23 protein-coding genes are annotated in these 26517 nt (G+C 48.4%); 7 read left to right on the top strand and 16 right to left on the bottom strand.

Annotated features, from left to right (window positions below):
* Positions 1-19 precede the first annotated feature (19 nt).
* Positions 20-2422, top strand: a complete 2403-nt coding sequence (locus EYB58_RS17300) for an HDOD domain-containing protein (RefSeq protein WP_111957620.1) — start codon at positions 20-22, stop codon at positions 2420-2422.
* Here the strand turns inward: EYB58_RS17300 and EYB58_RS17295 are convergent.
* Genes EYB58_RS17295 through EYB58_RS17285 form a run of 3 tightly spaced genes read right to left on the bottom strand, consistent with a single transcriptional unit; the run spans position 2415 to position 4050 of the window.
* Positions 2415-3152 carry a M48 family metallopeptidase gene (locus tag EYB58_RS17295; protein WP_111957622.1) on the bottom strand — a complete coding sequence of 246 codons (738 nt, stop codon included), beginning with the start codon at positions 3150-3152 and terminating at the stop codon, positions 2415-2417. The genes EYB58_RS17300 and EYB58_RS17295 overlap by 8 nt on opposite strands.
* Positions 3152-3817, bottom strand: coding sequence for a tetratricopeptide repeat protein (locus EYB58_RS17290; protein WP_111957624.1), 666 nt, complete (start codon positions 3815-3817; stop codon positions 3152-3154). Before EYB58_RS17290 ends, EYB58_RS17295 begins: the two co-directional genes overlap by 1 nt.
* A gap of 44 nt (positions 3818-3861) precedes the next feature.
* Positions 3862-4050: a hypothetical protein gene (locus EYB58_RS17285; protein WP_131072101.1), complete on the bottom strand. Its 189-nt coding sequence runs from the start codon at positions 4048-4050 to the stop codon at positions 3862-3864.
* A gap of 720 nt (positions 4051-4770) precedes the next feature.
* Here EYB58_RS17285 and EYB58_RS17275 point away from each other — a divergent pair.
* Positions 4771-6072: a CBS domain-containing protein gene (locus EYB58_RS17275; RefSeq protein ID WP_111957628.1), complete on the top strand. Its 1302-nt coding sequence runs from the start codon at positions 4771-4773 to the stop codon at positions 6070-6072.
* Between the two features lie 10 nt (positions 6073-6082).
* Here the strand turns inward: EYB58_RS17275 and EYB58_RS17270 are convergent, their stop codons facing one another.
* From EYB58_RS17270 to EYB58_RS17255, 4 genes are all read right to left on the bottom strand, one after another.
* Positions 6083-6784: a phosphate ABC transporter ATP-binding protein gene (locus EYB58_RS17270; RefSeq protein ID WP_111957630.1), complete on the bottom strand. Its 702-nt coding sequence runs from the start codon at positions 6782-6784 to the stop codon at positions 6083-6085.
* Positions 6785-6794: 10 nt separating this feature from the next.
* The gene (locus tag EYB58_RS17265; protein ID WP_165477777.1) at positions 6795-7679 is read right to left on the bottom strand and encodes a PstA family ABC transporter permease; all 885 of its coding nucleotides are present in this window, start codon (positions 7677-7679) and stop codon (positions 6795-6797) included.
* Complete coding sequence (locus EYB58_RS17260; protein WP_242637412.1) at positions 7679-8434, bottom strand: PstC family ABC transporter permease; 756 nt, start codon at positions 8432-8434, stop codon at positions 7679-7681. The genes EYB58_RS17265 and EYB58_RS17260 overlap by 1 nt, the downstream gene beginning before the upstream one ends.
* Positions 8435-8526: 92 nt before the next feature.
* Positions 8527-9363 (bottom strand): phosphate ABC transporter substrate-binding protein, encoded by an 837-nt coding sequence (locus EYB58_RS17255; RefSeq protein WP_111957636.1) that lies wholly within the window; start codon positions 9361-9363, stop codon positions 8527-8529.
* A gap of 452 nt (positions 9364-9815) precedes the next feature.
* On the opposite strand from EYB58_RS17255, the gene EYB58_RS17250 reads away from it, so the two are divergent.
* Entirely contained in the window at positions 9816-10103 is a 288-nt protein-coding gene (locus EYB58_RS17250; RefSeq protein ID WP_111957638.1) for a hypothetical protein, read from the top strand.
* Positions 10104-10157: 54 nt separating this feature from the next.
* Here EYB58_RS17250 and EYB58_RS17245 read toward each other — a convergent pair whose 3' ends face one another.
* The 8 genes from EYB58_RS17245 to EYB58_RS17210 form a co-directional block, all read right to left on the bottom strand.
* A complete protein-coding gene (locus EYB58_RS17245) occupies positions 10158-10622 on the bottom strand; it encodes a methylated-DNA--[protein]-cysteine S-methyltransferase (protein ID WP_111957640.1) in 465 nt (154 codons plus the stop codon).
* A gap of 18 nt (positions 10623-10640) precedes the next feature.
* Positions 10641-12293 (bottom strand): fatty acid CoA ligase family protein, encoded by a 1653-nt coding sequence (locus EYB58_RS17240; RefSeq protein ID WP_111957642.1) that lies wholly within the window; start codon positions 12291-12293, stop codon positions 10641-10643.
* Positions 12290-12964 (bottom strand): hypothetical protein, encoded by a 675-nt coding sequence (locus tag EYB58_RS17235; protein WP_111957644.1) that lies wholly within the window; start codon positions 12962-12964, stop codon positions 12290-12292. Before EYB58_RS17235 ends, EYB58_RS17240 begins: the two co-directional genes overlap by 4 nt.
* 53 nt (positions 12965-13017) lie before the next feature.
* Positions 13018-13929 carry an alpha/beta fold hydrolase gene (locus EYB58_RS17230; protein ID WP_111957646.1) on the bottom strand — a complete coding sequence of 304 codons (912 nt, stop codon included), beginning with the start codon at positions 13927-13929 and terminating at the stop codon, positions 13018-13020.
* The gene (locus EYB58_RS17225) at positions 13923-14975 is read right to left on the bottom strand and encodes a 3-oxoacyl-ACP synthase III (RefSeq protein WP_111957648.1); all 1053 of its coding nucleotides are present in this window, start codon (positions 14973-14975) and stop codon (positions 13923-13925) included. The genes EYB58_RS17230 and EYB58_RS17225 overlap by 7 nt, the downstream gene beginning before the upstream one ends.
* Positions 14972-19168: a hotdog fold thioesterase gene (locus EYB58_RS17220; RefSeq protein ID WP_111957650.1), complete on the bottom strand. Its 4197-nt coding sequence runs from the start codon at positions 19166-19168 to the stop codon at positions 14972-14974. Before EYB58_RS17220 ends, EYB58_RS17225 begins: the two co-directional genes overlap by 4 nt.
* Before the next feature lie 67 nt (positions 19169-19235).
* Positions 19236-19910: a rhomboid family intramembrane serine protease gene (locus EYB58_RS17215; RefSeq protein WP_242637411.1), complete on the bottom strand. Its 675-nt coding sequence runs from the start codon at positions 19908-19910 to the stop codon at positions 19236-19238.
* A gap of 64 nt (positions 19911-19974) precedes the next feature.
* Positions 19975-20517 carry a hypothetical protein gene (locus EYB58_RS17210; protein ID WP_242637410.1) on the bottom strand — a complete coding sequence of 181 codons (543 nt, stop codon included), beginning with the start codon at positions 20515-20517 and terminating at the stop codon, positions 19975-19977.
* A 293-nt stretch (positions 20518-20810) separates the two neighbouring features.
* Here EYB58_RS17210 and EYB58_RS17205 point away from each other — a divergent pair, with 293 nt between their 5' ends.
* The 3 genes from EYB58_RS17205 (at position 20811) to aroF (ending at position 24318) form a co-directional block, all read left to right on the top strand.
* Positions 20811-21554, top strand: a complete 744-nt coding sequence (locus EYB58_RS17205) for an SIR2 family NAD-dependent protein deacylase (RefSeq protein WP_111957654.1) — start codon at positions 20811-20813, stop codon at positions 21552-21554.
* A gap of 30 nt (positions 21555-21584) precedes the next feature.
* Entirely contained in the window at positions 21585-21917 is a 333-nt protein-coding gene (locus tag EYB58_RS17200) for a histidine triad nucleotide-binding protein (protein WP_111957656.1), read from the top strand.
* A gap of 532 nt (positions 21918-22449) precedes the next feature.
* The gene (gene aroF, locus EYB58_RS17195; protein WP_111957714.1) at positions 22450-24318 is read left to right on the top strand and encodes a 3-deoxy-7-phosphoheptulonate synthase; all 1869 of its coding nucleotides are present in this window, start codon (positions 22450-22452) and stop codon (positions 24316-24318) included.
* A 10-nt stretch (positions 24319-24328) separates the two neighbouring features.
* Here aroF and EYB58_RS17190 read toward each other — a convergent pair whose 3' ends face one another.
* Complete coding sequence (locus EYB58_RS17190) at positions 24329-24664, bottom strand: phage holin family protein (protein ID WP_111957658.1); 336 nt, start codon at positions 24662-24664, stop codon at positions 24329-24331.
* Positions 24665-25059: 395 nt separating this feature from the next.
* Here EYB58_RS17190 and EYB58_RS17185 point away from each other — a divergent pair, with 395 nt between their 5' ends.
* Positions 25060-26385, top strand: coding sequence for a (Fe-S)-binding protein (locus EYB58_RS17185; RefSeq protein WP_111957660.1), 1326 nt, complete (start codon positions 25060-25062; stop codon positions 26383-26385).
* Positions 26386-26517: the final 132 nt, after the last annotated feature.

The raw sequence follows: 26517 nt of genomic DNA, 5'->3' as shown, positions 1-26517 counted from the left end.
TAAAAAGGTGCCGTGCATAATGACTGATAAACTAAACCTTCCCTCCGAATCCGATATCCAGGCCGTCTTGACCCTTGACCGTGATACCGTGCCAAGTTTCCCCCAGGTAGCAGCCAAACTGCTTGAAGTATCAAAAAATGATACAGCGTCTCTGGAGGAGGTGGCAAAAATTGTGGAGACGGACCCTGGTATTTCCATCCGGGTTCTGGAGCTTGTCAATTCAGCATTTTACGGTTTAAGCAGAAAGGTGACCACGCTGCTGGACGCAGTTGTCATCCTCGGTTTTGATGAAATCAAAAAGCTTGCCTTGGGCATGGCTATTTTCGAAAAGATATTTAAAAACGGTCATACAAAAGAATTTAACCGGCTTATATTCTGGCGCCACAGCCTTGCGGTGGCAGTGCTGAGCATGAAAATAGCCCAGAGAATCGAATACCCAAACCCGGAAGAAGCCTATACAGCAGGCTTACTCCACGATGTGGGAAAAATTTTTTTAGATCTGCAGGGACATCAAAGCTATGGCGAATTTATTAAAAATTTGTCGGAATCCACAGACCTTGTCATTGAAAAGGAACGATCGGAAATCGGGATAGGGCATGATGATATCGGGGCTTTTTTCTGCACCCGATGGCAGCTTCCCGAAAATCTGGTACTGGCCGTAAAATACCACCACCAATCTTTTGAAAACCACGGTCTGGCCGAAGAGGAAAAACAATTGATCGCCATTGTCAGTATGGCAGATTTCCTATGCTGGACCCAGGGTATGGGATCCTTTGATTTCATCCGCCCCCCCATTCTTGCCCCGGAGGTGGAAGCCTGTGTTAACCCGAAAAAAATCGATATTATCACCTGCATTCTTGAAATGAACAAAGAGATCGAACAGATCTCAGCCTTTTACAAATTCGTTTTCCCATCAATAGATCAGCTTAAGGAAAACCTATTGTGGGCGAATATCAAACTGTCCCGTGCCAATACAAAATATTATTACCAGGGAGACCCCACAAGCCGGATACAGGATACACACTTAAGCCATGGTGATATTTTGCCCCCGGACATTGGTTTTGAAATGGGCAAATCGCTTTCCAAGGCCAAAACTGTCAAGGAAGTGCTGGATATTGTTCTGTACCAGGTGGGCTGTGTTTTTCAACCCTGCCACTGGTCCATCTTGCTCAAGGACCCCAAAACCGGCGACATGGTTTTTTCCGTGGTGATAGGCACCAACAGCAAACGCCTGCAGGGCGTAAGACTACCCAAGGGAGAGGGCATTGCCGGGTATGTCATGAAGACAGGTAAACCCCTTGTAGTGGATGATGTAACAACTGATGAAAGATTCAGCAACAGGGTGGATAAACACACCCGGTTCAACACCCGCTCCATCATTGCCACACCATTGAAAACCGATAACAAAATTTTCGGGGTCATTGAGCTGGTCAACCGGGTCAATGAAGAAACATTCAGTGAACATGACCTTAACCTGCTGACCTCCATTGCCGAATATGCGGGCATTGCCATTGAACGGTCATACTACCACCAGACACTGACAAACATAGCCACCCGGGACAGTCTGACCGGACTGAAAAACAGATTCAGCTTTGAACGTATCGTTGCAGGCGCCAATGATTTCCAGGCCCGATTTGGTCGGATTTTTTCCATCCTTATTCTTGTGGTGAACGGCCTGACAAGGCAGTATGAGGCACTTGGGAAGGAGAAATGTGATGAGGCCGTCAAAAAATTGGCCACCCTTTTGAATAAAACCAAACGCCGTGAAGATTTGATTTTCAGGTATGCAAACAACAGCTTTATTGCCCTTTTGCCCTTGACCTATTCCGATGGTGCCCAGAAAGCCCAGGCAAGAATAAAAAAGACACTGACCGTAGCCACAAAGGATGACAAACAAAAATTTTCATCTATTTCCATCCAAACCTACACCATGGCAGGTGAAGATGCAGGTCAACTCAAAAAGCTTGTGGCCCAGGCCCTGTCCAAAACGCGGCAGCCGGACCAGGAAAGTGAAGTAGCAGATATGCAGGAGAACATCCAGGGGCTGGTAGAAAAAGAAATCGCCCGTAAAGATGCCGAAGATGTGAAAGGAACATCCCCGGAACAAATCAAGAAAGAAACCATTAAAAATTTCGGAAAATCCGTATACCTCCAAGGCCAGTTCAAACGCCTTAAAACCGGAGAATTTGGAAAAGTCCGTGTGGAGCAGGTGTCGTTATCCGCTATTGGATTCAGAATATCAAAATCCCACCGCATCCATGTCAATGATTTTCTGGATATTGAATTCAACCTGGATGATATTAAACGGGCATTGATTAAACGCAGGGTGGCGGTCAGAAATATCCAGGGTAATTACATTTACGGCGAATACTACAACCCGCCGCCTTATGCAAAAAACCTAGGTTTTTATATTTTCAGTTAGAGAGACACTGTCTTAATGCTATTTGATTCAGGCGTGATTCTTTTATTTTCCAGTCAGGCAGATATGTTTCCATAATCTGATAGAAACGCTTTGTGTGACCAGGTTCCAGCAGGTGGACAAGTTCATGGACCAACACATACTCAAGCAGGCAGGGTTCCAGGTGTACAAGAACCGCATTTATCCAGATGCGCCTTACAATCGTGTTGCAAGAACCCCAACGGGTTTTCATTTTTTTCAGCCTAACTTCGGATGGTTCCACCCCCATGACCGGTTGCCATTTTTCAAGCAAAATTTGAATACGTTCGGTTAAAAGCGAACGCAGCCATCTATTCCACAGAGTTTCCTCTTTTTTTGCATCGAAATCGGAAGGCACCCGGATAATGATTTCGGATTCAGTCGTCAAACAGATCCCAGGCCGGGAATTAAGAGCTCCACGGACCACAGGCCGTTGCCTGCCCCATACCATGCATGAACAGCTATCCTTCATCGCAGGCCATGGGTTAGAAGGCAGCGGCACATTGCCCAGGGCATTCATTTTCTCCATTAGCCAGGCAGATTTGGCCTGAATGGCGCGTTCCAGCGTTTGGGGGGTAATTTGAGAGGGCGCAGAAATCCGAACGATTTTTTTATCCGGGTATATCCTGAAATAAATATGGCGGATGCGTTTATACACAAGGTCATATTCCCACCCCTTGGGTGAAGCGGGAAAAAACCTTCTGATGCCCTGCATTACCGGCCTTTGGTTTTAAGCTTTTCAATCAGTTCAGACACGAGTGTACCTCCGGATGTCTGGGCCGTTGGATTTACTTTTACTAACTGTTCCCAGGCCTCAATGGCTTTGGGGATATCATTGAGATCGTGCATATAGACAATGCCCTTGTTAAACCAGGCAATTTCAAAATCAGGCTGAAGAACAACGGCCTTGCTAAAGGCTTTTAAAGCTTTTTCCGGTTCATTGTTCCGTCGATACATCACCCCAAGGTCCGTGAGGACATGTGGATGGTCCGGCTCAATAGACAAAGATTTTTCATAGGCATTGATGGCATCCCCAAAACGGTCCAGATCAAAAAAAGCATTGCCCAGTTTAATCCAGGCTTGCGCATTATCGGGATTTTCTTTTAAAAACGCCTGCAATTCCTTGATTTGTGGATCTGCCATGGCCGCAAGGCCAGGTTTCTGATTTCCGCCAGCCCTTTTTTCAGGCCCAGGCATCCCTTTTGGCGTATTCCCCATCATGGCCGGCGGCATCTGTCCTATGCCCGGCTGTTTTGAATCCGCCAGCTTAAGCGATGTATATGCAGTGCCCATCAAAAATCCCAGTGTCAGGGAAATCAGAATGGAAATATAAAAGGCCTGACGGGTGATCATGTTCTCTTTTTTTGTGTCCTGATTCATTTTTCCTGCTTTAAAAATTTTTTATATGTTATTGCCAATCCATTTCATTTGCTGCAAATGAGATTTGTTTTGCTCACCCGGTCAAATTTGCGGTTCATATCCCCGTAAACGCCCCTGGATCGCATAATTAGTGCTGTTTTTCCAAGAACCTTCGATGCCAGGGTGTGCACACTAAAGTCAAGGCCGGATTGGCATGCAAGCCCCGGCTCTGCAAACCCGAAAATGGCAGCCATTCCCAACATAGACGCAACCGACAAACGTCTGACCAACCGACAAAAAACCTATTATAAAGATAACACCCTAATATCATAGCAATTACTAATGTAAAAATTTTATCCATCTTCATTTTTAATATTCTCCGGCACAGATTATCAAATAGCAGGCAAAATGCAAACTCCCCTATGAATTTCTCTCAAAAAAACATGTAACAACTCCTATAAAGTTAAATTTTCCCAAAGAAATTTTATTAACGATATGGCATTCTGGAATTAAAGGCAGTTTGCACAGACCGAACCAGGTGCTGAGCATAGGGAACCAGTCCGAGGCTTCAGCCTTGTTTTCAAAGGTGGATATGAAGTTGTGAACCATATCCAGAAAAATCAACCAGGCTTTGTCATGCCTTGGTAATATATTTGGAAAATTCCAGCCCCTTGGATTCCATCCCGATATCCTGCAAAAAGGCTGGATCTGCACCGAAATCCCTTGTCAAAAATATGTTCGTAGGTTTCTTCGCCAATGACCTTGCCTTATGGAAACGGTACGATACCTGACCACAACCGCCTTAATTTTCTTGACGGCAAATAATGATTTGAATACATCCCGAACCTGGCGAAATTTAGATTTTAACACGATAAAAGTTGAGGCACTATCGAATAATGATTATATAGTATACGGAAAGGATGTAAAATGGATCAACCCCCTGATGAAAACACTTGCCACAACAAAGAGGCCCTATGAAGATCATCACCACACATAAAGGTTCTGATTTTGATGCACTGGCATGCCTTGTCGCAGCCACCATCATATATCCGGATGCCAGGCCAGTCCTTCCCGGGACAATTAATGCAAACCTTAAAAATTTTTTAGCCATTCACAAAGATCTTCTTAATTTGTGGACACCCAAAGAGGTGGACCTGGATACTGTAGATACCCTTATCTGCGTAGACACCCACTCATGGTCCCGCCTGGACCAGCGATTAAGCGCTTTATCCGAAAAGTCAGACCTTGATATCATTGTCTGGGACCACCACGAAGACGGGGATATTGACGCCCGGGAATCGCATCTCTCTCAGACAGGAGCTGCAGTAACCCTGTTTGTTCAACAAATCGAAAAAGAACGGAAATTGATCACCCCGATTCAGGCGACATTGTTTCTAATCGGCCTTTACGAGGATACAGGTCACCTGTCCTATCCGTCTACTCGTCCCGAGGACGCCTATGCCGCAGGTTTTCTGCTGGACCGCAAAGCTGATCTCAATATCCTGGGCACCTTTTTGCAACCGGCATACGGCAAAAAACAAAAAGAAATCCTCTTTGACATGATACGGCAGGCAGAACGAAGTGAGGTTAACGGCTTTTCACTGAGTGTCTCCCGGGTAGAAATTTACAGTCGGGTGGAAAATCTGGCCATGGTGATGCAGATGTACCGGGAATTGATGAATGTAGATGTGGCCATAGGTATATTCAGGGACATAAAAAAAGACAAATGTATGGTAATCGGCAGAAGCGGGGTAGATGAAATCAACATTGGCGTGCTTATGCGATCGATTGGCGGTGGAGGCCATCCCGGCGCCGGCTCGGCCCTGGTCAAGGGTGCGAATCCGGATGCATTATTAGAAACCGTCCTGGAATTGCTCAAGGGCAACCAATATTCCTCGGTCATGCTCTCCGATATTATGTCCTACCCTGTGGTGACAGTAAAAGAAGACACTCCTGTGGGTGATGTGGCCATGATGCTTCGCGAAATGGGATGTTCGGGCATGCCTGTTGTGGACGACGACGATAATCTTGTGGGCGTTGTTTCAAGACGTGATTTTAGAAAAGTCAAAAAGTCAAATCAGATGCAGTCCCCGATTAAAGCCATTATGAGCCGAAAATTGGTTACCATTGAATATGATAAAAGTGCCTTTGAATCGGCCCGCCTCATGATCCGGCATGATATCGGAAGAATTCCGGTCATGAAAGAGGGAAAAATCATCGGCATCATCACCCGGTCCGATGCCATGATGTATTTTTATGATTTGTTGCCCGATTAAAACCGATGCCCTATCCAGGTTTCAATTGCCGATCACGTAAAATAAACTGCTGATCGGCAACACGTTTAACCTGGTCCATATAATGGGAAACCATTATGATCGTACATCTGTTTTTTAACCGAGCCAACAGCTCCTCAATGACCTGGACCGACGTTTCATCCAGGCTGGAGGTAGGCTCGTCCAGCAGCAGTACCTGGGGGTCCAGAACAAGAGATCTTGCCAGGCAAAGCCGCTGCTGCTGGCCGCCTGAAAGAAGGCGTGCATCATCGGACAGTCTGTCCTTGACCTCATCCCACAAAAAAGCATGTTCAAGGGCATTTTTCACCTTTTCCCGAATACTGTCCTTATTCTTTTTTCCGGCAAGTTTCAAAGGGAAGGTCACGTTTTTGTAAATGCTCACGGGCAAGGGGTTGGGTGCCTGGAATACCATCCCCACCCTTTTTCTCAATTCAGGCAGCGCATAATTTTTTTGAAAAATATCCTCAAATCCGTTGCCGAAATCAATGGTTACCTGTCCGTCAACCCTTGCGCCGTCCATGTTGTGGCAAAGCCGGTTTAATATGGTTAGAAATGAGGATTTTCCCTGCCCTGACGGCCCGGTAATAGAGGTTATAGTATTGGCATGAATATCAATATTGATATTTTCCAGGATGGTCCGGGTCTTGTAATAAAAATAAAGATGTCTGATTTTTATTTTAATCGGATTTTGCATATTTTGATTCCTACATCATTATTCCTGCCCTGCGATCAATCAGCCTTTTTATGAGATGGGCAAATACAAAAAGCATTGAACAGATCAAAAGCAGAATAAGGGCGGCACCGTATCCTTTCACCAGTTCTGCGGGACCTGTGTATTCCGATGCCGTATAATAGATATAAAATGGCAGGGCTTCAAAACTGGAAAAAAGGGATTTGGGAACACCTGCGGTGGCCACCACGCCGGTGAGCATAATTACGGCCGTATCCTCGGCACATCGCCCAATGGCAAGGACTACACCGGAAACAATGTCTGAAAGGGCCAAAGGCAGCAGAACCAACACTACATTCTGCAATTTTGTGGCACCTAACCCCGGTGCGGTGAGTCGGGTTAAAAGTGGTATTCTGTCAATGGCCCCCTGGGTGGTTTTGATGATATAGGGCAGCACGAGAAATGCAAGGGACAGGGCTGAAATCAACAAACACGGATAAATTCGACTGTTGTAAAAATGGTGCAGAAAAATAGTAATGGAAAAGCCGAATAGCCCCACGACAATGGAAGGGATTCCAGCAAGAAGATCCACTATAAAGCCAAAAACGTTCCTGGCCTTTGACGATGCATATTCAGCCAGATAAATTCCGGCACAAAGTCCCAGGGGCAGAGCAATCCCCACGGACAGCAGGATCAGCAGGAAAGTTCCGGCAATGGCTGGAAACAGGCCGCCGAACACCTGACGTTTAAGCAGGATGGCATCCCAGGGACGGGTGTCTGCAAAAATGAGATCCAGATTCAGGGACCGCCCCCCTTTCAGGATCAAAAATCCAATAATGATGGAAACGCCAGCTGTGAGCACCAAGGCACAGAGCCAGGAAAAAACGGATAAAAGCCTGTCAGGTAAGTGTTGTGACATTATTCCATCCTTCGGCCGGAGATGCGTGCCAAAAAAATCCCCAAACCTGTCATCAGATACAGGACCGCACCGCTGACAAATATGGTCTTAAATTCAATACTGTCAAAATCCGCAGCAATGATCATGGCAATGTGGGCGGTCAGTGTCCGGGCCGAATCCAAGACGGAAGTCGGCAGCATGACACTGTTTCCGCTGAGCATCAGGGCCACCAGGGTATCTCCCATGGCCCGGCCAAAGGCCAGAATCAACCCGGTCAAAACACCGGGCCATGCCTGGGGTAAAACCACGTACAACAGTTTCTGAAAAGAAGTTGCCCCAAGGGAATCCACGGCATCCGTATAAATTTTAGGCACGCGTTCAAAGCTTGCACAAAAAAACAGAATCATGGTGGGGGAAATGAGCAGGCCAAGCATAATGGCCGCAGTTAATATGCTCATACCTGATCCATGGGAAAATAGATCCCGGACCAGGGGAACCAGTAGAAACACCCCCACAAACCCGTAAATCACTGTGGGAATGGCAGTCATGAACTGGACAAATTTTTTGAGTAACCGACCTGCTATCCCCTTATGGGTAATCTGCATAAAAAATGAGCACCCAAGACTGATAGGAAAACTGATGACAAGACTTAAAGAGGCGATGTAAAAGGTGCCTGCAATCATGGCCAGTATGCCGAACCGACCATGGTCTGGAGACCAGGAATCGGTCAAAATTTTCCAGAGCATGCCACTTTCAAGGACAGGCAGACTCAGCATAACCATGAAACCTAAAACACAGAGGGTCACAGCCGCGCACAAAAAAGATGCACCCGCAAAAACAGCCGGTGCACATTTATCCTTCAACGACATTAGTTAACAGGAATGAATCCCATGTCAGAAACAATTTTTTGGCCTTCGGGACTGAGCAGGTAGGTAATCAGCTTTTTGGCAAGCCCTGTATATTCGCCTTTGGTATTGCTGAAAAGGCCTCTGGCAACCATGTATTCGCCGGACTGAACTGTTTTCAGAGTAGGAATAACCCCGTCCAGGGCAATCGGTGCAACCGTTTCATCCATGTACCCCACGGAAACATATCCAATGGCATAGGGATTATTGGTGACGGCCGCCTTCATGGCACCATTGGAAGCAACAAAATTGGCTTTCTCGGAAATATCCCCTTTGCCCAGGGCTTTTTTCCAGAATACATCACGGGTACCGGAAGCATTGTCCCTTGTATAAATGTTGATGGGCCGGTCTTCACCGCCAAGTTCATTCCAGTTTACGATTTTTCCGGCATAAATACCTTTGAGCTGTTCGCCGGAAAGGGCCTTGACCGGATTGGACGGGTGGACCACCGTGCCCACACCGTCAATGGCCCATTTATACATGGAAAGATTATATTTAGAAATTTCTTCATCCGTGGGTTTACGACCGGAGTTGCCGATGTCCACCAGGCCCTCTCCCACTTGTTTAATCCCGGCACCGGATCCGCCGCCGGCAATGGTAATCTGGATATCAGAATTCATTTTCATAATTCGCTTGGCCACCTCTTTCATGACAGGGATGTGGGCCGTGCCCCCGGCGATGCGCAACACCCCCTTTTCACCCTTGAATGCGTCAAGCTCGGACGCACATACAATGCCTGCGGTAAACGCAATTATGGACAATACTATAAAACACGGGAACAGTTTGAATACCTGTTTCATTTTTTCTCCTTACTTTTTATTAGAAAATGCAATTAAAACAATAAATAAATACTATAAATGCTGAAGTTTTTCCAGGCAAGTCAAAAAAACCACGGTAAGTTTATTCTAATCGGCAATACACCGTGTCTGGCTATTTTGACTTATTCTGAATATGTCAATTCCCATTCTAAAACCAGAAATTCCTTTTCACCACCCCCGGATTAGGCGTACAATCTATAAACCAGTTGAGCAATGGATGATGCTGCATCCTTAGGACCGCAGATTAAATAACTTGAACGAAATAGTTTGCCTTTTGGCCCATCGACTTCGTTGCATCAAAGGCCCAATAGGGCCTGCTATTCAACCTTTAATGCGCCTTGTAGATGAACCAAAATTCGGCGTTATTTCTGCCCAACTTATTTAATCTGCGGTCCTTATGAAAAACGTAAACCACCGTCGTATGGGAGAATATAATGTCCGAATCTGCAGTTGAAAATATAGAAGAACAACTAAAACAGCTTCTCGGTGAGTCCGTTCCAAACCAGGCTGTCTATAATATTAATGCAGCCATGGAACTTGCCGGGATTCTAGAAACCAAAGGATTTACCTTTCAGTTAAAAGATCTGTGCCCCAAAAGCATGACCGAAACCAATTGGCGTGCAACATTTTTAAAAGAAGATACGGCATTTTCAGCCGAACATCCCCAATCATCCGTGGCCGTGTGCATGGCAGCCGTTGATGCGCTTGGTCCTTTGTCCTGAAATAGACATTAAAAAAAATCTGTCCGGAAATGTCCTTTTATAGGCCTTTTGATTTCAGGATTTTTCCAGATCCAGAAGAGCTTGTTTGATGCCAAGGCCGCCGGCAAATCCGGTTAATTTACCATTTTTGCCGATCACACGATGGCAGGGAATAATGATGGGGATGGGGTTACACCTGTTGGCAAGGCCCACGGCTCTGAAGGCTTTGGGGTTATGAATTCGTTTGGCGATCTCACCATAGGTCACCGTGGTCCCGTAAGGAATAGTTAAAAGCGCCTGCCAGACCTGTTTCTGGAAATCCGTTCCTATGGGCTGAAGATCAAGGTCAAATTGTTTTAACCGGCCTTCAAAATATTGCGCCAGTTGGAATACGGCATCGGGAAATCTGGTGTTGTCCTCTACCCAACCTATTTCAGGCGCCTTTTTTTTACCTTTGACCGGAAAACGGATAAGTTCAAGCGTTGTGTGGCCGGCCAGCATCAAAGGACCGATTTGGGAGTTGATGTATCTGTATCTCATCTTCTAATAACCGGTATCTTATCCTGTAATTAACTCCCGGGCCTTGATCGCCAGTTTTTCCCTGAAAATTTTGGAGTTGTGCCGGATATCCACAGGAAATTTGTACTCAATGAAAATGTATTCAATACCGGCGGTCAAAGGATTTTTGCCGGCCAGATCAGACAGTTCCTGAATAAATTGTTTTTCATCGGATATTTTCTCAAAAGGCTCCACAAACACCACGGGCATCTGACGGTTTTTGGGCCCGACACCTGTGAGCGCACTGCGGTAAACCTTTTCATGATTATTGAATATGGCTTCCACGGGGATAGTAAACAAAGTCTCTTTTCCGGTTTCAATCCGGTGGGCCTTTCTGCCGCAAAACCAGATTCTACCCTTTGAATCCTTCCAGCCCAGATCCCCCATCCTGTGCCATACTTTGCCGTCCGTATCCGGTATTTTGGCCAGAAGATCAGCATTGGTATCGTTAAAATATTGCTCGGTTACAAGATCTGCCTTTACCGTTATTTCCCCCACCTGATTTTCAGGCACCTCCTGAACATATTGGATCTGGGTGATGGGCTCGTCGGAAATCTCGATCAATTTCACTTTTGTATCTGCGATGGGCCGGCCCACGCACATGCCAAAGCCCTGCTCCGAAAGTTTTCTGGTTTCCGACAGGATCTCATGGGAACCGATGGATATGATAGGAACCGCTTCCGTGGCTCCGTAGGGTGTGTGAATCTGGATATTATCGGACAGCATGGATGAAAACTGTTCAATATTGGCCGGACTGACAGGGGCGCCTGCGGAAACCACCCGGCGCAATGACGGCAGTTTGATCTCATTTTCCCGGCCGTATTTTCCCACCCGGTTCAACAGGGCCGGAGATGCAAACATATTGGTCACACCATGATTTTCAATGGCCTCGATAATTTTTACCGGATTCACCAGGGCCGGTTTGGTGGGGTCCATATCCGGGATCACGGCAGTCATGCCCAGGGCAGGATCAAACAAAGCAAAGAGCGGAAAAGTGGGCAGGTCCACCTCATCGGGCGCAATCTGAAAATGGGACTGAATTTGACGAATCTGGGCCTCAAAATTCCCATGGGTGTATATGACGCCCTTGGCAGGACCTGTGGAGCCGGTGGTAAATACAATGGCCGCTATTTCATTCTCCGTGGTCTGCACCTGTTTGAAAGGTGTGCCCGGGAACCTGTTCATCAGCTGGTTCAGGGTGTGCCCGCCCCAGAACCATTTTCTGCCCACGGTCACCCATCGCTTCACCGTTTTAAAATATCCGGGGCGCAGGGTTCGAAGCACATGGGCCTTTTCAATGCCGATAAAGGCCTTGGGTCGGCTTTGGGAAAGGCATTGCAGCATCCGGTCAATACCCATGCCCGGATCCACCACCACGGGCACTGCCCCGACCTTGAACATGGCAAACACCGTAAGAAAAAAATCCATGCCAGGGGTCACCATCAAAATGGTGCGGGTCCCCCGGCCAATGCCGATGCTGTCAAGACCTGCGGCAAGGCAATCGGACTGCTGGTCAAGCTGACAAAAAGTCAGCTGGCTGTAAAGAACCCGCCCGGAGCGATCCCGTGAGGCAGGGTAGACCACGGCACGTTTGAATGGATGGATGTCAGCGGATTGTTTCAGGCTTTGGGCAATATTTGTATAGCGTGTCATAAAAACATCTTTTTTATTTTATACAGGGTTCCTTTGATCATACCTTCGGGGGCTTTGGGCATGGCGTCCTTTAGCGGCGCTGTCAGTTCCTGGGCTTTTTCCAGGGCTTGGTTGGCGACCTGGATCATCTGTTCAGCAGTCTGATCAATTTTTTCCTGTCCCTGGGTCGGGTTGACCTGGAACAGTACAAAGGTTTCTTTAATGGGTTTTTCCAATTTTTCAAAGGATTTTTTTAAAGACTGCATGCCTTTGTCCCATACTTTTTTCTGGCTGTCGGTAATCTTTTTTTGATCGGGGTACTTGGTGCCCACGGCATCAATACGGGCAATTTCAGCATCAAATAAAACCATTTCTATGTTGAAGGCCACCAGGGCATCGTAAAGTCCGGGCATGCGGTGGAAACAAAAGGCGAGCATCTCGTGGGGCAGGGTGACATGGGCAAGGGCTACAGGTTGATAAACCCGACCGTCTTCGGTACCGGAACCTGAAAGAAACTTGGTGTACACAAAGAATCCGCCCCCCCCAAGAATGCCCAGACTAAGCAGAATAATAATCAGCTTTTTTAACAAAGATTTTTTCTTGGGTTTGGCTGACGTGGACTCGTCACCGACCTGTTCCTCGGCAGCCGGCTCCGTGGGTTCATCCTTTTTTTTCTTTTTTAATAGTCCCATAACACCCCAATTTATCCGGCATGAATCTGAAAGTCAAAATACAAAAGAAAATGTCAGGACAAAAAGTTTTGAATCAATTCAAGGGTAGGCCCGGGCTTATCTTCGAACAGGTAATGGCCGGCATCCTCAAATACATGGGCACGGGATCGGGGAAATCTGTTTTTAAATTCCTCAAGGAAATGAATATCAAAAACAAAATCCCGGGTTCCCCATAAAAACATGAGCTGATCCGGGCTAAGGGCGTTAAGCCCCTGATCCACTTTCTGGACTCTGGCATAACTTCTGTCGTTTGCTGTTATCGGTATATCCTGGACAAATTTTAAGGTGGCAATGCGATTTGCCCAACTATTGTACGGGGCAACAAGACCTTTTTTAACAGATTGGGGCAGCCGGGTTTCCGGGGCAAGATACAAGGCGCCCCGGGCAAAAAGGTTGGCACCTAAAACAGCAGGTACAGCAAAGGGGGCAAGATATTTTATGGCCCATAGCGCTGTCGGAAAGCGCTTGGACGCCGGCAGGAAAAATCCCGATGTGTTGGTGATGACAATTTTATCCACCCGGTCCAGGTTGTCCAAGGCCCAGGCAAGTCCGATCATTCCGCCCCAATCATGCACGATCAGCGATATTTTTTCATTAATATTCAGCCGTCTGACAAGGGCATCCAGGTCCGCCACCCTTTGATCCAAGGTGTAATCATACGTTTTAGCCGACGGCTTGTCTGAAAAACCACACCCGATATGATCCGGGGCAATGGTTCTAAAACCAGCGGAAAGGCCGGTGATCAGATGGCGGAAATAAAAGGACCAGGTGGGGTTGCCGTGGACCATAAGCACAGGCCTGCCCTTGCCCTGATCCACATAATGCATTTTATGCCCGTTAATATCGGCATAATGGGGTTCAAAGGGGTAAAGCTCCTCAAACCCTGCGGTGGAAGTCAGCTGTCCGTTTATTGTCCTTGTTACCATTCAACCCCCAGAAAATAGCAGTTAAGTCCGGACCCCACCCCTAAAAAGGCCACAAAATCGCCGGGCACAAGAAATCCGCGTTCATCGGCAATGGCCGCTGAAATCGGCAGGGACACGGACCCCACATTTCCCAGGAAAGGAAAGGTGATAAAATCCTTTTTTCGGTCAATTTTCATGGCCGTATAAAATTTGTTATGATGGCCCTCCCCGACCTGATGGGCAACAAATTTATCCGGCTTATTTTCAGGCAACGCCAACTCGTTGCGAAATAAGTCATAGGTTTCCATGGCCAGTTCCGTGCCGTGATCAAGCACTTTCTGGGCATCGGTGCGCATAATCACCCTTGAATCTGTGGGCATGCCCTTGTGTTCAAATCCCCAGTAACAAAGATCCCAATGACGGATGGTATTGTTCACCACCCCGCCTTTGATTTTATGACGCGGCGTCGAAGATTTGCCCAGGGTCCCGTCGGTGAGCAGAATTGCCGCGGCTCCGGAGCCCCCGGTCATGGTGGCCACAGCCCTTCTATAAAAGTCAATGCTTTTGTGGGTGTTTATCTCTTCAATGGTGGCGTCAACAATCTGCCGGGCCGATTCGCAGGAGACCACGAGTCCCGCCTTAATATGCCCGAGCTGGATCTCATTGGCCACATGAACCATGCCCGTGATCATGCCAAGGCAGGCAGATTTTACGTCATAGACATGGGTTCTTGGCCCCACACCGATTTTGTCTGCCACCGCACAGGATGTAGCCGGTTCAAATCCGTCCTGGCACACCCCGCAAAAACAAAGGGCCCCCAGTTCTTTGGGATTAATATCTGCTTCATCCAGAGCCCGTTGACCTGCCACGGCCGCATGTTCGGCCAGGGTATGCTCCTTATCCCAGTATCGGCGTTCCCGGATACCGGTCAATGCCTCCAGCTGGCCGGGCACAAACCCAACAGTCTCAAAAAAAGGAGTGAGTTTTTCATCAATTTCCCGGCTGGTCACGATGTGGGGTGCCAGCTCATATCCAAAGGATTCAATAAACACCTTGTCGTACTTCATTTTTTCCTCCAGTACGCCTCAAGATCCTGGCGGGTCAACCCAGTAAGTTTTATCCCCATATCCTTGTAAAACACAATTTCAAGATCATCTGAAAACATATGGGCATCCGCCGTCACAAAAGGCTGGGGTTCATATCCGATTGATTTTATTTCAATGTCGTAAAGGGTTTTTTTTGTGGCGCGGGTCACAGGCCCCCGGCACTTCAAATCACTTTCGTTTTTTTCCAGCACATCATAGCAGATGCCGTCATCCGGCAGAACCCAGCCCATGCGCTGGACAAAAACCCGCAGGGTATGTGCACAACACTCATACATCAGGGTGCCCGGCATCACCATGTCATCAATAAAATGGCAGGTCAAAAACCAGTCATCGGGATGGATATCCGCCTGGGCAATAATCCGGCCCATGCCAAACCGACCGCCGGTGGGATCCAGGTCGAGAACCCGGTGGATCAGGCGCATGGGACCGCCGGGCAGCCATTGATTTTTTCCGGCGCGCTTTCCTTGAAAATCTGCGCCGAATGCTGTTTCAAGATCCCCTGTGCGAAGGGCATCCACCTGTTCATCATTCAGGCTTAGCCGCTTCACCGGTGCAAACCAGGCTGGTGGCGCCCCCTGTACATTCATTTCCTTGTCTTCATTTTTCAGAATAATGCCGCCGGAATTTTCAACCTCCTGTTCGGTGAAAAAGCCTGCGCACCCATCGCGCATGGAGATAAAGGGCAGCTGATTGATGTATCCTTGATAATGAAAAAAGAAAAGATAAATATCCCCCTGCCTTAAAAAACGGTCAATCTCAATGTGGTATTCAATGGTTTCACCAGGCACGGGCAGGCTGCGGTGGAACGTCACCTTGGCATCAAGCAGCCGGTATTTGCGTTTGCCTTTAACCACATGGTCTATGCCCAACCAGGAGCAAAGAAAGAGATCCGCCTGGCCCGCTTCAATGGAGATGGAAACCGGGGCTTTGCCGCCGTCCAGGTACCAGGCATTTTCATGCACATCATGCTGGGTAATCACTTTCCCTGAAGTTAAGGACAGTTTTTCTCCATGCACGGAAACAATCCGGTCCACCAGCATCAACGGTTCATTCGGCAACCGCACCCGGACCGGGTAGGTGTCAATGATATCGAAATCCGGCCCCAGCACGTTTCCGGCTTTTCCCACGGCAAATTCAAGGCATTGGTTTCGGTCCATGAATACCTCAGGAATCTTAGGAATTTCCTGGAGCGGGCAGACCGGTTCCAGACCGGTTGATGCATGCCACCCCGTTGACCCTGCGCCGGCAATGACAGCAAGCTGTTCGGCCATAGCCTGGGTATTCTGGGCGGATAATTCGAGGAAACGCTCATGGGCCCTGGCCGTCACCGCCTGGGTATGGGCCAGCAGTCCTGGAAGTGTGTCACAGGGGATAGAAAGTGGGGCTTCGAGCGGTCCAGGGCAGCAATCAAAAGCTTCTGTGGCAATCAGACCCCGTGGAAAAGGCGGACGGGTAACAGGAATTTTTATGCAGGTGGGTGAATGCCCATTTTTTTCCCGGGTCACCGAAACGGTCAAGGTGTCCCCACCCTGCCCTGCATTCTGGTGGCCTGACAATACAACGTGTCCTGCAATACCATCCCGGGTCAGGCAGCCTGCAACAGCGGTTTGGGGAATGCCGGGGGCATTGGACAAAGGACCTGGAAACTTTTGGGTATAAAGACACAATGCGGCAGCCGTAACGGTAAAAAGGCCTGCAGCTGCCCCGGTATGGCCTGACAAAGCAGACGGGCAGAAAACCGGAAAGGCGTTGAATTCAAGTCCAGACACCTCCCCTGCCCCCAGAAAATGAGACGCACTGTGCGTCACGGCACCAAGCCCAATATCATTGACGTCCATACCGGCATGATCCAGGGCCATTTGTAAGGACTTTTGAACAACCGTTGACCGTGAGACTTGGGCCTGATCACCGATTTCCCCGGCAAAAGCAGCCCCCCCGGCTCGTCCCACACCATTGACCACGGCATAAATCCGGTCATTGTCCTTCTGCGCGGCTTCCAGGGGTTTGAGCACCAGGGCCACAGCGCCTTCCGAAGGCAGGGCCATGGGGTCTGCTCCGGTCAGGACCAGATTCCGGGTAAAGCTTCTAATGTCGGCGGCAAGATCCACAGCCGCACATAAAAAGGTATCGGTCTCCCCTGCGGACAGGGATTTAACGGCAATATCAATGGCCGTCTGCCCCGAGGCTTCATCCGCAGACAGGGTAAAGCAGGGGCCACCCAGTTTAAATGCCCGGGCTAGGCGGGACGCCACGATACCCCCAAGGGCACCCAGTGTTGAACCAAAATTTAATGACGGCCCGATGGTGTCCAGCAACTCTTTAGAGACATCTTTTTCCTGTCCCTGGATCTGCCATCTTAAGTGGTAATCCGTTGCCCCGAAATCAAATTCAATACCCACGGCACAGCCCATGTTTACCCGGAGCGGTTGTGACGCATCAGGTTTTGAAGATATACCGGCATCTGCCAGAGCCGCCATGGCAGATTTAAGCATAATCAGATGCTGGGGCAGAATCTGGTTCATCTGATTGGGGGGGATATTGAAATCTTTAAGATCAATACTCAGCTCATCCATGAACAGGGTTAAAGCCCTGCGAATTTCAGGGGGTAGATGATCGGCTCTGCGCCACCTGGCTTCTCCGGAGCGGCCAACAGGCGTTTTCTCCCCAAAAATAAGCCGGGAAAAATCCCCAAGGCAGTCAGCGCCCCCCGATATCAGGCCCATGCCCACAATGGCGCAGGGAACGCATTCTTCGGCTGGGGCTGGCGCAAAACCCACCGCATAACGGCGAGATTCGGCCTTAAAAGATTCCACAAGGATCTGGGCATTGATGCCGCCAAACCCAAAGGCAGACACTGCCGCCCGCAAAGGCTGACCGTCACCAGCAGGTGCCCAGGCAGCGGGCGTATCCTGAACCCTGACACCGGTATCCTTAAAAGGCGAGTCATCGGGCAGGGCATTGAAATTGTTGGATGGTGGCAGCAGCCCCTGGTTCATGGCCATAATCGTTTTGATGAACCCGGCCGCACCGGCACCGGTCAGCATATGGCCGATGTTGGACTTCACCGACCCAATGGACAAGGCCGTGTCCATGCACCGATATTTTTCAAGCATCTGCATGATACTGTGGACTTCCACCTGATCCCCCTTGGGGGTCCCGGAGCCGTGGCACTCCATGTACTGGATATCACCAAAGGCCCAACCGGCCATATCAAAGGCACTATTCATGGCTCGGACCTGGCCTTCACTGGCCGGGGCCACCAGGTTTCCTTCAATATCGTTGCTCACGCCCCATCCTTTGATCACAGCGTGGATGGTATCTCGGCAGGCCAGGGCATCATCCAGGCGTTTGAGCAGAACAATTCCTGCACCCTCCCCCACCACCAGACCATTGGCATCCCGATCAAAGGGGGCGCACCGACCCGTGGGTGACAGGGCCTGGAGCTGGGTAAATCCCACCTGGGTGTAAAGGGACTGAGGCCGGGAAACCCCGCCGGCCACCATGGCATCCGCCTTTCCTGACAGCAATTGTTCGCAGGCAAGCTTTATGGAAAACAAAGACGAGGCACAGGCGGCATCCAGGGTAAAACTGCCGCCGTTTAAACCCAAGACCCTTGCCAGAATAGATGCAGGTGCCGACAGCATACCGGCGCCCCAGGCCTGTTGCCGGGAGGGCATTGCGGGGTTGGGTGTCAAAAAAAGATTATGGGTCAGCCGTGATGCTCCCGGCGTGGGCAGGGCAATGGCAGCCAGCACAACCCCTGTGCGCCCCCGGCTTTCTTTGGAAAGCCCAGCGTGGGTAATCAAATCAATGCCGGCGGCAAGGGTTAAATGGTGTACCGGGTCCAGGGCGTGGAAAAAATCATTATCAAGACCATGCCCGGCCTTATCCGCCCCGCAAAAGTCTAAATCGGCAGGATTGAACACGGATTTGGAAATCAGTCCTGCAAACCGGCTGCAGGCACGGTCCGGTAAAGGCGCGCCGGCGCGGTTGTCCACCATGATGTCAGGCGGCACTCCCCACCGGTCTTGGGGTACCGGGATTACACTGGATTTTTTCGCCATGACGTTGGCAATGAACTGTTGGGTATCACAGGCGCCGGGAAAAATACCGGACATGCCGACCACAGCAATATCTACGCGTTTCAAACTCATGGAGCCCCATATAGTTGACCCGGGAAAAGATTGCAAGCAGGCTTTGTAAAATTTGTGTAAAATACCCTTATTTTACTATCGCTGCCATGCCTTGAAAAATTGAACGGAATAGAAGAAGACAGGTGAACAAGGACATTCCCGCACAAATCAGGATATCAATGTTCCCTGATCTGCGGCGCTCCTCATACCCAAAGAGAAATGCCAGGATAAAGCCTGCGGCAAACCCGCCACCATGGCCCCAATTGTTGATATTCGGCAGGATCAGTCCAATAAGCACCAGGCTGAAAATCCAGGATTTGGTCTGATCAAACACCATCTTTCCCCAGCTCCCCCCCCGGGACCAGCCAAAATAAAACAAGGCACCAATCAGCCCGCAAAGACCGGCAGAGGCGCCAATGGTCAAAGGCACACCGCCCAGACAGGAAAGAAAAAAACCACCTGCACCGGAAAGGATATAAATGGACAGCATCCGGTATACCCCAAACTCCTTTGCCGTGAGCGGAACAAGGGTTCGAAGCGCCAGCATGTTGAAAAGGATGTGCAACAGACTGCCGTGCAGCCAGTTTGCGGTGAAAATGCTGCTCCAGTCATTGGTATAGGCCAAGGCCATGGTTCCGGAGGCACCAAGAAAGATCAGGGCGTCGCTGGACGGTGCCAGGGCATTTAAAGGATTCAGGGTAAAATGAACCCCCCGGGAGAACAGCAGGGACACGGCATACATGACCACGTTAATCCAGATCACGGCCTGTATCGTAAATTTTATCCGGTTATTTATCATAACGAAAAAAGAGACCTGTTTTAGGGAGTCAATGAATGGTGATATCTTTTATTTTCACGGCGGCCAGGTACTCTTTGACCGCCCCCAGGGTCAGGGCAAACATCTTGGTTCCGGCAAGGATAACCATGGGATCATCCGGAGCCCCGCAGGCATCGGCAAATACAGGGCCCATAATGCTGGTGGGATCAGCATCTTCGGTCTGGTTTTCCTGCATCTGCTTCACAAAGGTATCCAGGCGTTCCTTGAGTATGCCAAAATAATCAACGCGGGTGCCTGTGGTGGTTTCCGTCAAGGTTGACACATTGTTGGAAATCTCCCGAATCTGTTCCCAGAATGCCTGGGTCAAAGGTGTCTTGTTCACATCTGTTACCGGCATGAAAAAGGCAAGCCCCCACCCCACACTCAAAATTTTTAGAATGGCCAGTTCATATTCCAGACAGTTCAGGTCTATGGGATGCCCTTCAGGGATTGCGCCTAACAGCGATTTAATATCAGCCCTGTCAATGGCAAAGGCTGAAAGATTTTCGGCCACCTGGTCCACGGTAAGGGTGCCTGCCGGGTTATCTTGCATTTCGGAAGATCGTCCTTTGTCTGCATTCATCTGTGTTTTGATTTACCTTTACGCCATTTCAAAATTTAGTTATCTTTAACCGTTAGAGAAATTAAAATAACAATCCCCTGGGCAAGTGTAAACTCGATAATCCAGTTTTTAGGGAATTTGTTCAAATTCAAGGCGGAAACAATTTTAAACCGGAGGAATATACAATATATTTTGAGGAGTAAAAATTTTTTCCACCGCCGAAGTTGGTCAAATTAACAAAAACTGGATCATCGAGTGTAAACCCCGGAAGGTAATGATATATTATGAATATTTATCAAGAAGCTGCCAAACAAATTGTTGATTCCCACTACTGTGTGGCCTTTACCGGTGCCGGTATCTCCGTTGAAAGCGGTATCCCGCCGTTTCGGGGCAGAAACGGGCTGTGGAATAAATATGATCCCAAAACTTTTGAAATTGAATATTTTCTCCAGGACACGGCCAGGGCCTGGGAGATCATCAGGGATATTTTTTATGATCTGTTTGGTCATGTCCTGCCCAATACCGCCCACTATGCTCTGGCTGAGATGGAACAGCGGGGCCTGTTAAAATCAGTCATCACCCAGAATATTGACAACCTGCACAAGGATGCCGGCAACACAGACGTTTACGAATTTCACGGGTCATTAAAACAAATTATCTGCATGAACTGCGGGCAAAAAGTGAATGTGGCCCAGGTGGACATGAATCATCTGCCCCCCACTTGTTTTACCTGCGGTGGTTTGATGAAACCTGATGTGGTGTTTTTCGGGGAAGCCATTCCCCAATATGCGGCGTCTAAATCCATTGATGCGTCCCAAAAAGCGGATTGCATGATACTCATCGGCACCACAGGCACGGTGGCCCCGGCCAACACGCTGCCTTCCAGGGCCAAGGCCGGTGGCACCACAATTATAGAAATCAACCCGGACCCGTCGGAATATACCGACCGGATAACGGATATATTCATCCAGGACAACGCCACAAGGGCCATGGAACATCTCATGGAAGCCATTGATGAGCTTATTTGATGCCTGATCGCAAAAAAAGGAGAAAAAAATATGCCTGACAACTGTCTTTTCTGTAAAATTGCAAACCATGAACTGCCCAGCGACATGTTGTATGAAGACAGCGACTATGTAGTGTTCAGGGATATCCACCCCCAAGCCCCTGTCCACCTGCTGATAGTGCCCAAAATCCATATCCGCAGCGTCAACGACATTGAACCTGGGCATACTCAACTTGTGGGAGGACTGTTCACCCTGGCCGCAAAGATGGCCCTGAAAGAGGGCATAGACAAATCCGGATACAAGCTGCTATTTAATGTAGAAAAAGGCGGGGGCCAGGAAATCTTCCACCTGCATCTTCATCTGTTTGGCGGTTGGAAAAGATAGCACCCAAATATTTTCGCTTTTCTTTGTCAATCAGAGATTGAACCCAGTTTACAACCTCTTTGAAAAACCCGACACCACTGCGAATATCATCTAACTCCATCATTGCTTTCACCTTCTTTTTCCCAGTCGTTGACCTGGTATTATCCAACGCTGTTATGAATATTTTGGTATCATAATTTGTGCATGCTTTGAATGAAAAACAGAAAATAAACTTAATGTATTTCACCTTGACATGGCCTTGGGTCGCTGTTAGTGTCGCATTATTTTTTAATGCTTTAAAGGCTGACCGAAAAATGAGAATGATCGAAACTGACAATTTCTTTTTTAATTTTGGACGCTTCTTTTATTTTAGGGGCGTTCATCCGGTTTAGCTTTATGTAAATTCTACATATACAGGCCCCGGGTGGACGGTAAGACCACCCGGGGCCTTTTTGTTTTCAGGCCCAAGGCCCCGGGAAGATTTTTTCCGGGGTTTTTGTTTTTTTACCAAACGTCAGTGCCTAAGAGCCTGGGAAAAGGAGAATTTCAGCGGATGAAACTGATACTTGAATCGACAATAACAAACGCACAGCAGGCTGCCATCGACGCATCCCTTGCAACCGACGGATGTATTGTAAGCCGGATCACAGATGCCGGCAGACGGATCATCGGCATCACAGCGGCACGGGTGAAACGAAATGCGGATGCTTATGCAGATCTTGATGGTGTGGAAACGGCCGTACCCATTTCCACGGCCCACAAACTTGTCAGCCGGGAATTTAAAGCCGAAGACACCCTGGTCAAGGCCGGGGCGGTGACCGTGGGCGGCGACCGCATTGCCATCATTGCAGGACCCTGCGCTGTTGAGAGCCGCGACCAGGCCATGACCATTGCACGTGAAGTGAAAAAATACGGGGCCGTCCTGTTCCGGGGCGGGGCGTATAAACCCCGGTCATCTCCGTACTCTTTCCAGGGACTTGAAGAAGAGGGCTTAAAAATTCTGGCCCAGGTCCGGGAAGAGACCGGCCTTGGCGTGGTGACCGAAATGACCTCTCCGGCCCAGGCAGAGCTCATGGAAAAATACGTGGATGTGGTCCAGATCGGGGCCCGGAATATGCAGAACTTTGAACTGCTCAAATGTGCCGGTAAAATGAGCAAGCCTGTGGTGCTCAAACGCGGTCTTGCAGCCACCATCCAGGAATGGCTCATGTCTGCCGAATATATTGCCGCTGGAGGCAACACCAATATCATCCTGTGTGAACGGGGTATCAGAACCTTTGAGCCCTATACCAGAAATACCCTGGACCTGTCTGCCATCCCGGTTTTAAAAAAGCTTACCCACCTGCCCATTGTCATTGATCCCAGCCATGCCACCGGCATCCGTGAAAAGGTGGCACCCATGGCCCGGGCCGCAGTGGCAGCAGGTGCCGATGCCCTGATGATTGAGGTTCACAGCGACCCGGACAAGGCCCTTTCCGACGGTCCCCAAAGCCTTTATCCCGAACAGTTCGGTAACCTGACCAGGGATATTTATGTGATTGCACCGGTGGTGGGCAAACAACTGGATTTTAATTACCTGAAAAAAAAGGAATTTATCCCCGACACCCATACCCAAAATACTGCGGCCTGCGCCATTATCGGGGAGCCCGGGACCTATTCTCACAAGGCCTGCCTCTCCTATTTCGGAAATGATGTCACCCCAATGACCATGATGTCATTCAAAGAGATCTTCACTGCCGTTAAAAACAACAGCGCATCATATGGGGTGGTACCTGTGGAAAATTCCCTGTCCGGATCCGTCCACGAAAACTATGATCTGCTCCAGACCCACAATCTGAAAATTATCGGTGAAATGACCATCCGTATCAAACATGCGCTGATCACCCATCCGGGCGTAGATGTTTCGGCTGTTAAAACGATCCTTGCCCCGTCCCATGTCATTGCCCAGTGCCAAAACTACCTGGTTCAGATGACAGCGACTGAAATTTTACCTGTGCGTACAGGTGTCTCTGCGGTAAAACAGACCAAAGAACTTGATCCGTCAGTGGCCGCCATTGGTCCTGCCATGGCCGCTGAAATCTTTGACATGGACGTGGCCCACGAATCCATTGAAGACAACCCCATGAATTATACACGATTTGCCGTCATTGCCAGGGAATTTAAGGGACATAAAAAAGCGGACAAAACCTCCATCATCTTTTCAACCGGCAACCGCCCGGGCGCCCTGCTTGAAGTGATGCAGATTTTTAGCGACCACCATATCAACCTGGTCAAACTGGAATCACGGCCCGTGGCGGGAAAGCCCTGGGAATACCTGTTTTATGCCGACCTGGAAGCGGACCTGGATGACACGGTTTCCAATCCAGTACTGGACGCCCTTTCAAAAAAGGTGGAAACCCTTAGAGTGCTGGGACGTTACTGATATTCAGGCATCACATGGATGCCATGCCCCATTTTATAATAGAATCAACAAGGGTGATGCACAGGGCAGCGATAAACGTTGTAAAAAAATCTTTAATTTGAAAATCATCAAGCATTTTATCGGTGAGCCAGAGCAGCACGGCATTGATCACCAGTTTGAACAGCCCGAATGTAATGATTATAAAAGGAAGGGATAAAAGAATCAGCAACCAGCCAAAGAAAAAATTGATTAGGCTGTAGACAATGGCCACCATAATGGCCGTCCCAAAATGTTTAACCTGAATACCGGGTAAAAAATTGGCCACCAGAAATACCGCAACGCTTAAAATCAGAAGATTGATCAACATTGACATTTTTTCCTTTTTTATAAATTTAGATTTAAAAGTGAAAAAACAATTTATTGGAATTTTCATATAAAAACAAGAAAACAAACCTAAAGAAATCACCCGCGGCACCAAGGTATTTAAAACCAGACCACCAATTTTTGATCATTCAATTGAATTCGCTATTATTATTTGCTATAGTTTTTTACCGATAGATGGGGTTTTTTCTTTAGCAAACATTATGATGAATATAATCAATGTATTATAGAAACAATCCCTAAGGAAATAAGGCGTAAACCATGAGGAAACTGTCTGACATTAACAAAGAAAAAACAGATATCCAGGTGATCATGGAAACCCACAACTACCATTAACATGCTGATTGTTCACCTTTAACTGTATTTAAGAAAGGAAACGACATGGCAGAAACTGTCATCAAACTGGGCCAAAAGAAAAAGGCCTCAACTTTTATCGACAAGGTTAAAGAGATTCTGCCCGATGGCGGAAATCTTAATGCCTGCCTGACATGTGGCGTCTGCGCATCAGGTTGCCCGGCCACCGGGCTGGCAGGCATGGACCCCAGAAAATTTTTGCGTATGGCTGCCCTGGGCATGGATGAAGAAATTGTTGCATCAAACTGGCCCTGGATGTGCACCATGTGCATGCGCTGCATCTATGTCTGTCCCATGAAAATTGATATTCCCCAGCTTGTTTACAATGCCAGGACATTACGTCCCAGAGAAGAGCGCCCAAAAGGCATCTTGGGTTCCTGTGACGCGGCCTTGATGCACGATACCGGTTCAGCCATGGGTACCTCAGAGGAAGATTTTGAATTTGTGGTTGAGGATGTTCTCGAAGAGTATAAGGAAGCCCAACCGGAATTTGAAGATATGGAAGCCCCCATTGATAAGGAGGGTGCTGAATTCTTCCTTAACCAGAACTCCAGGGAACCGGTCACCGAACCCGACGAGATGGTCCCCTTATGGAAAATTCTTCATACCGCCGGAATCAACTGGACCTATGGATCCAAAGGATGGGGTGGTGAAAACTATTGTATGTTTCTGGCAGATGACGAATCCTGGAAACATCTGACAGAGACCAGCATTAATCAGGCCAAGCATTTGGGGTGTAAGACGTATCTCAATACCGAGTGAGGGCACGTAACTTTCTCGGTCCGGGCCGGAGCGAAAAAATTCAATCTTGATACTGAAAACTTAGAAATCAAAAACATTTACGAATACTATGCAAAATGGATCCGTGAAGGTCGGCTTAAACCCAGTTCCGACTGGAATAAAGACCTGAAGATTAAATTCACGGTACAGGATCCCTGCCAGATTGTCAGAAAGAGTTATGGAGATCCCATTGCCGACGATCTGCGTTTTGTTATCAAATCCATTGTAGGTGAAGAAAACTTCATTGATATGCAGCCCAACCGTTCCAACAACTACTGTTGCGGTGGTGGGGGGGGAACTCTCCAGTCTGGTTTCAAAGAAGAACGCTTGACCTACGGGAAGGTGAAAGACGATCAAATAAAGGCCACCGGTGCGGATTACTGCATTGCCGCCTGCCACAACTGTCATGCGCAGATTCATGAGCTCAGCGAACATTATGAAGGGCATTATGGCGTCGTTCATTTATGGACCTTGCTCAGTCTGTCGTTGGGTATTCTCGGACCCAATGAAAGGGAATACTTGAAAGATGACCTTAAAGAGGTAAACGTCTTCCATCCTGAAAGCGCCATGTAGTAAGACTCTGTTCGAGCAGATACAGGGCCGGCAGTCAGATGTTATACTGCCGGCCCTTTTTTTTCATAATAATTAAAGCCGATCGTTAACGAATCCATCCTTGGGTTGACAAATTCTATAATCAGCTATAAT

Source organism: Desulfobacter hydrogenophilus (assembly GCF_004319545.1).
GTDB lineage: Bacteria > Desulfobacterota > Desulfobacteria > Desulfobacterales > Desulfobacteraceae > Desulfobacter > Desulfobacter hydrogenophilus.
This window is presented reverse-complemented; position numbering and strand designations above follow the sequence as displayed.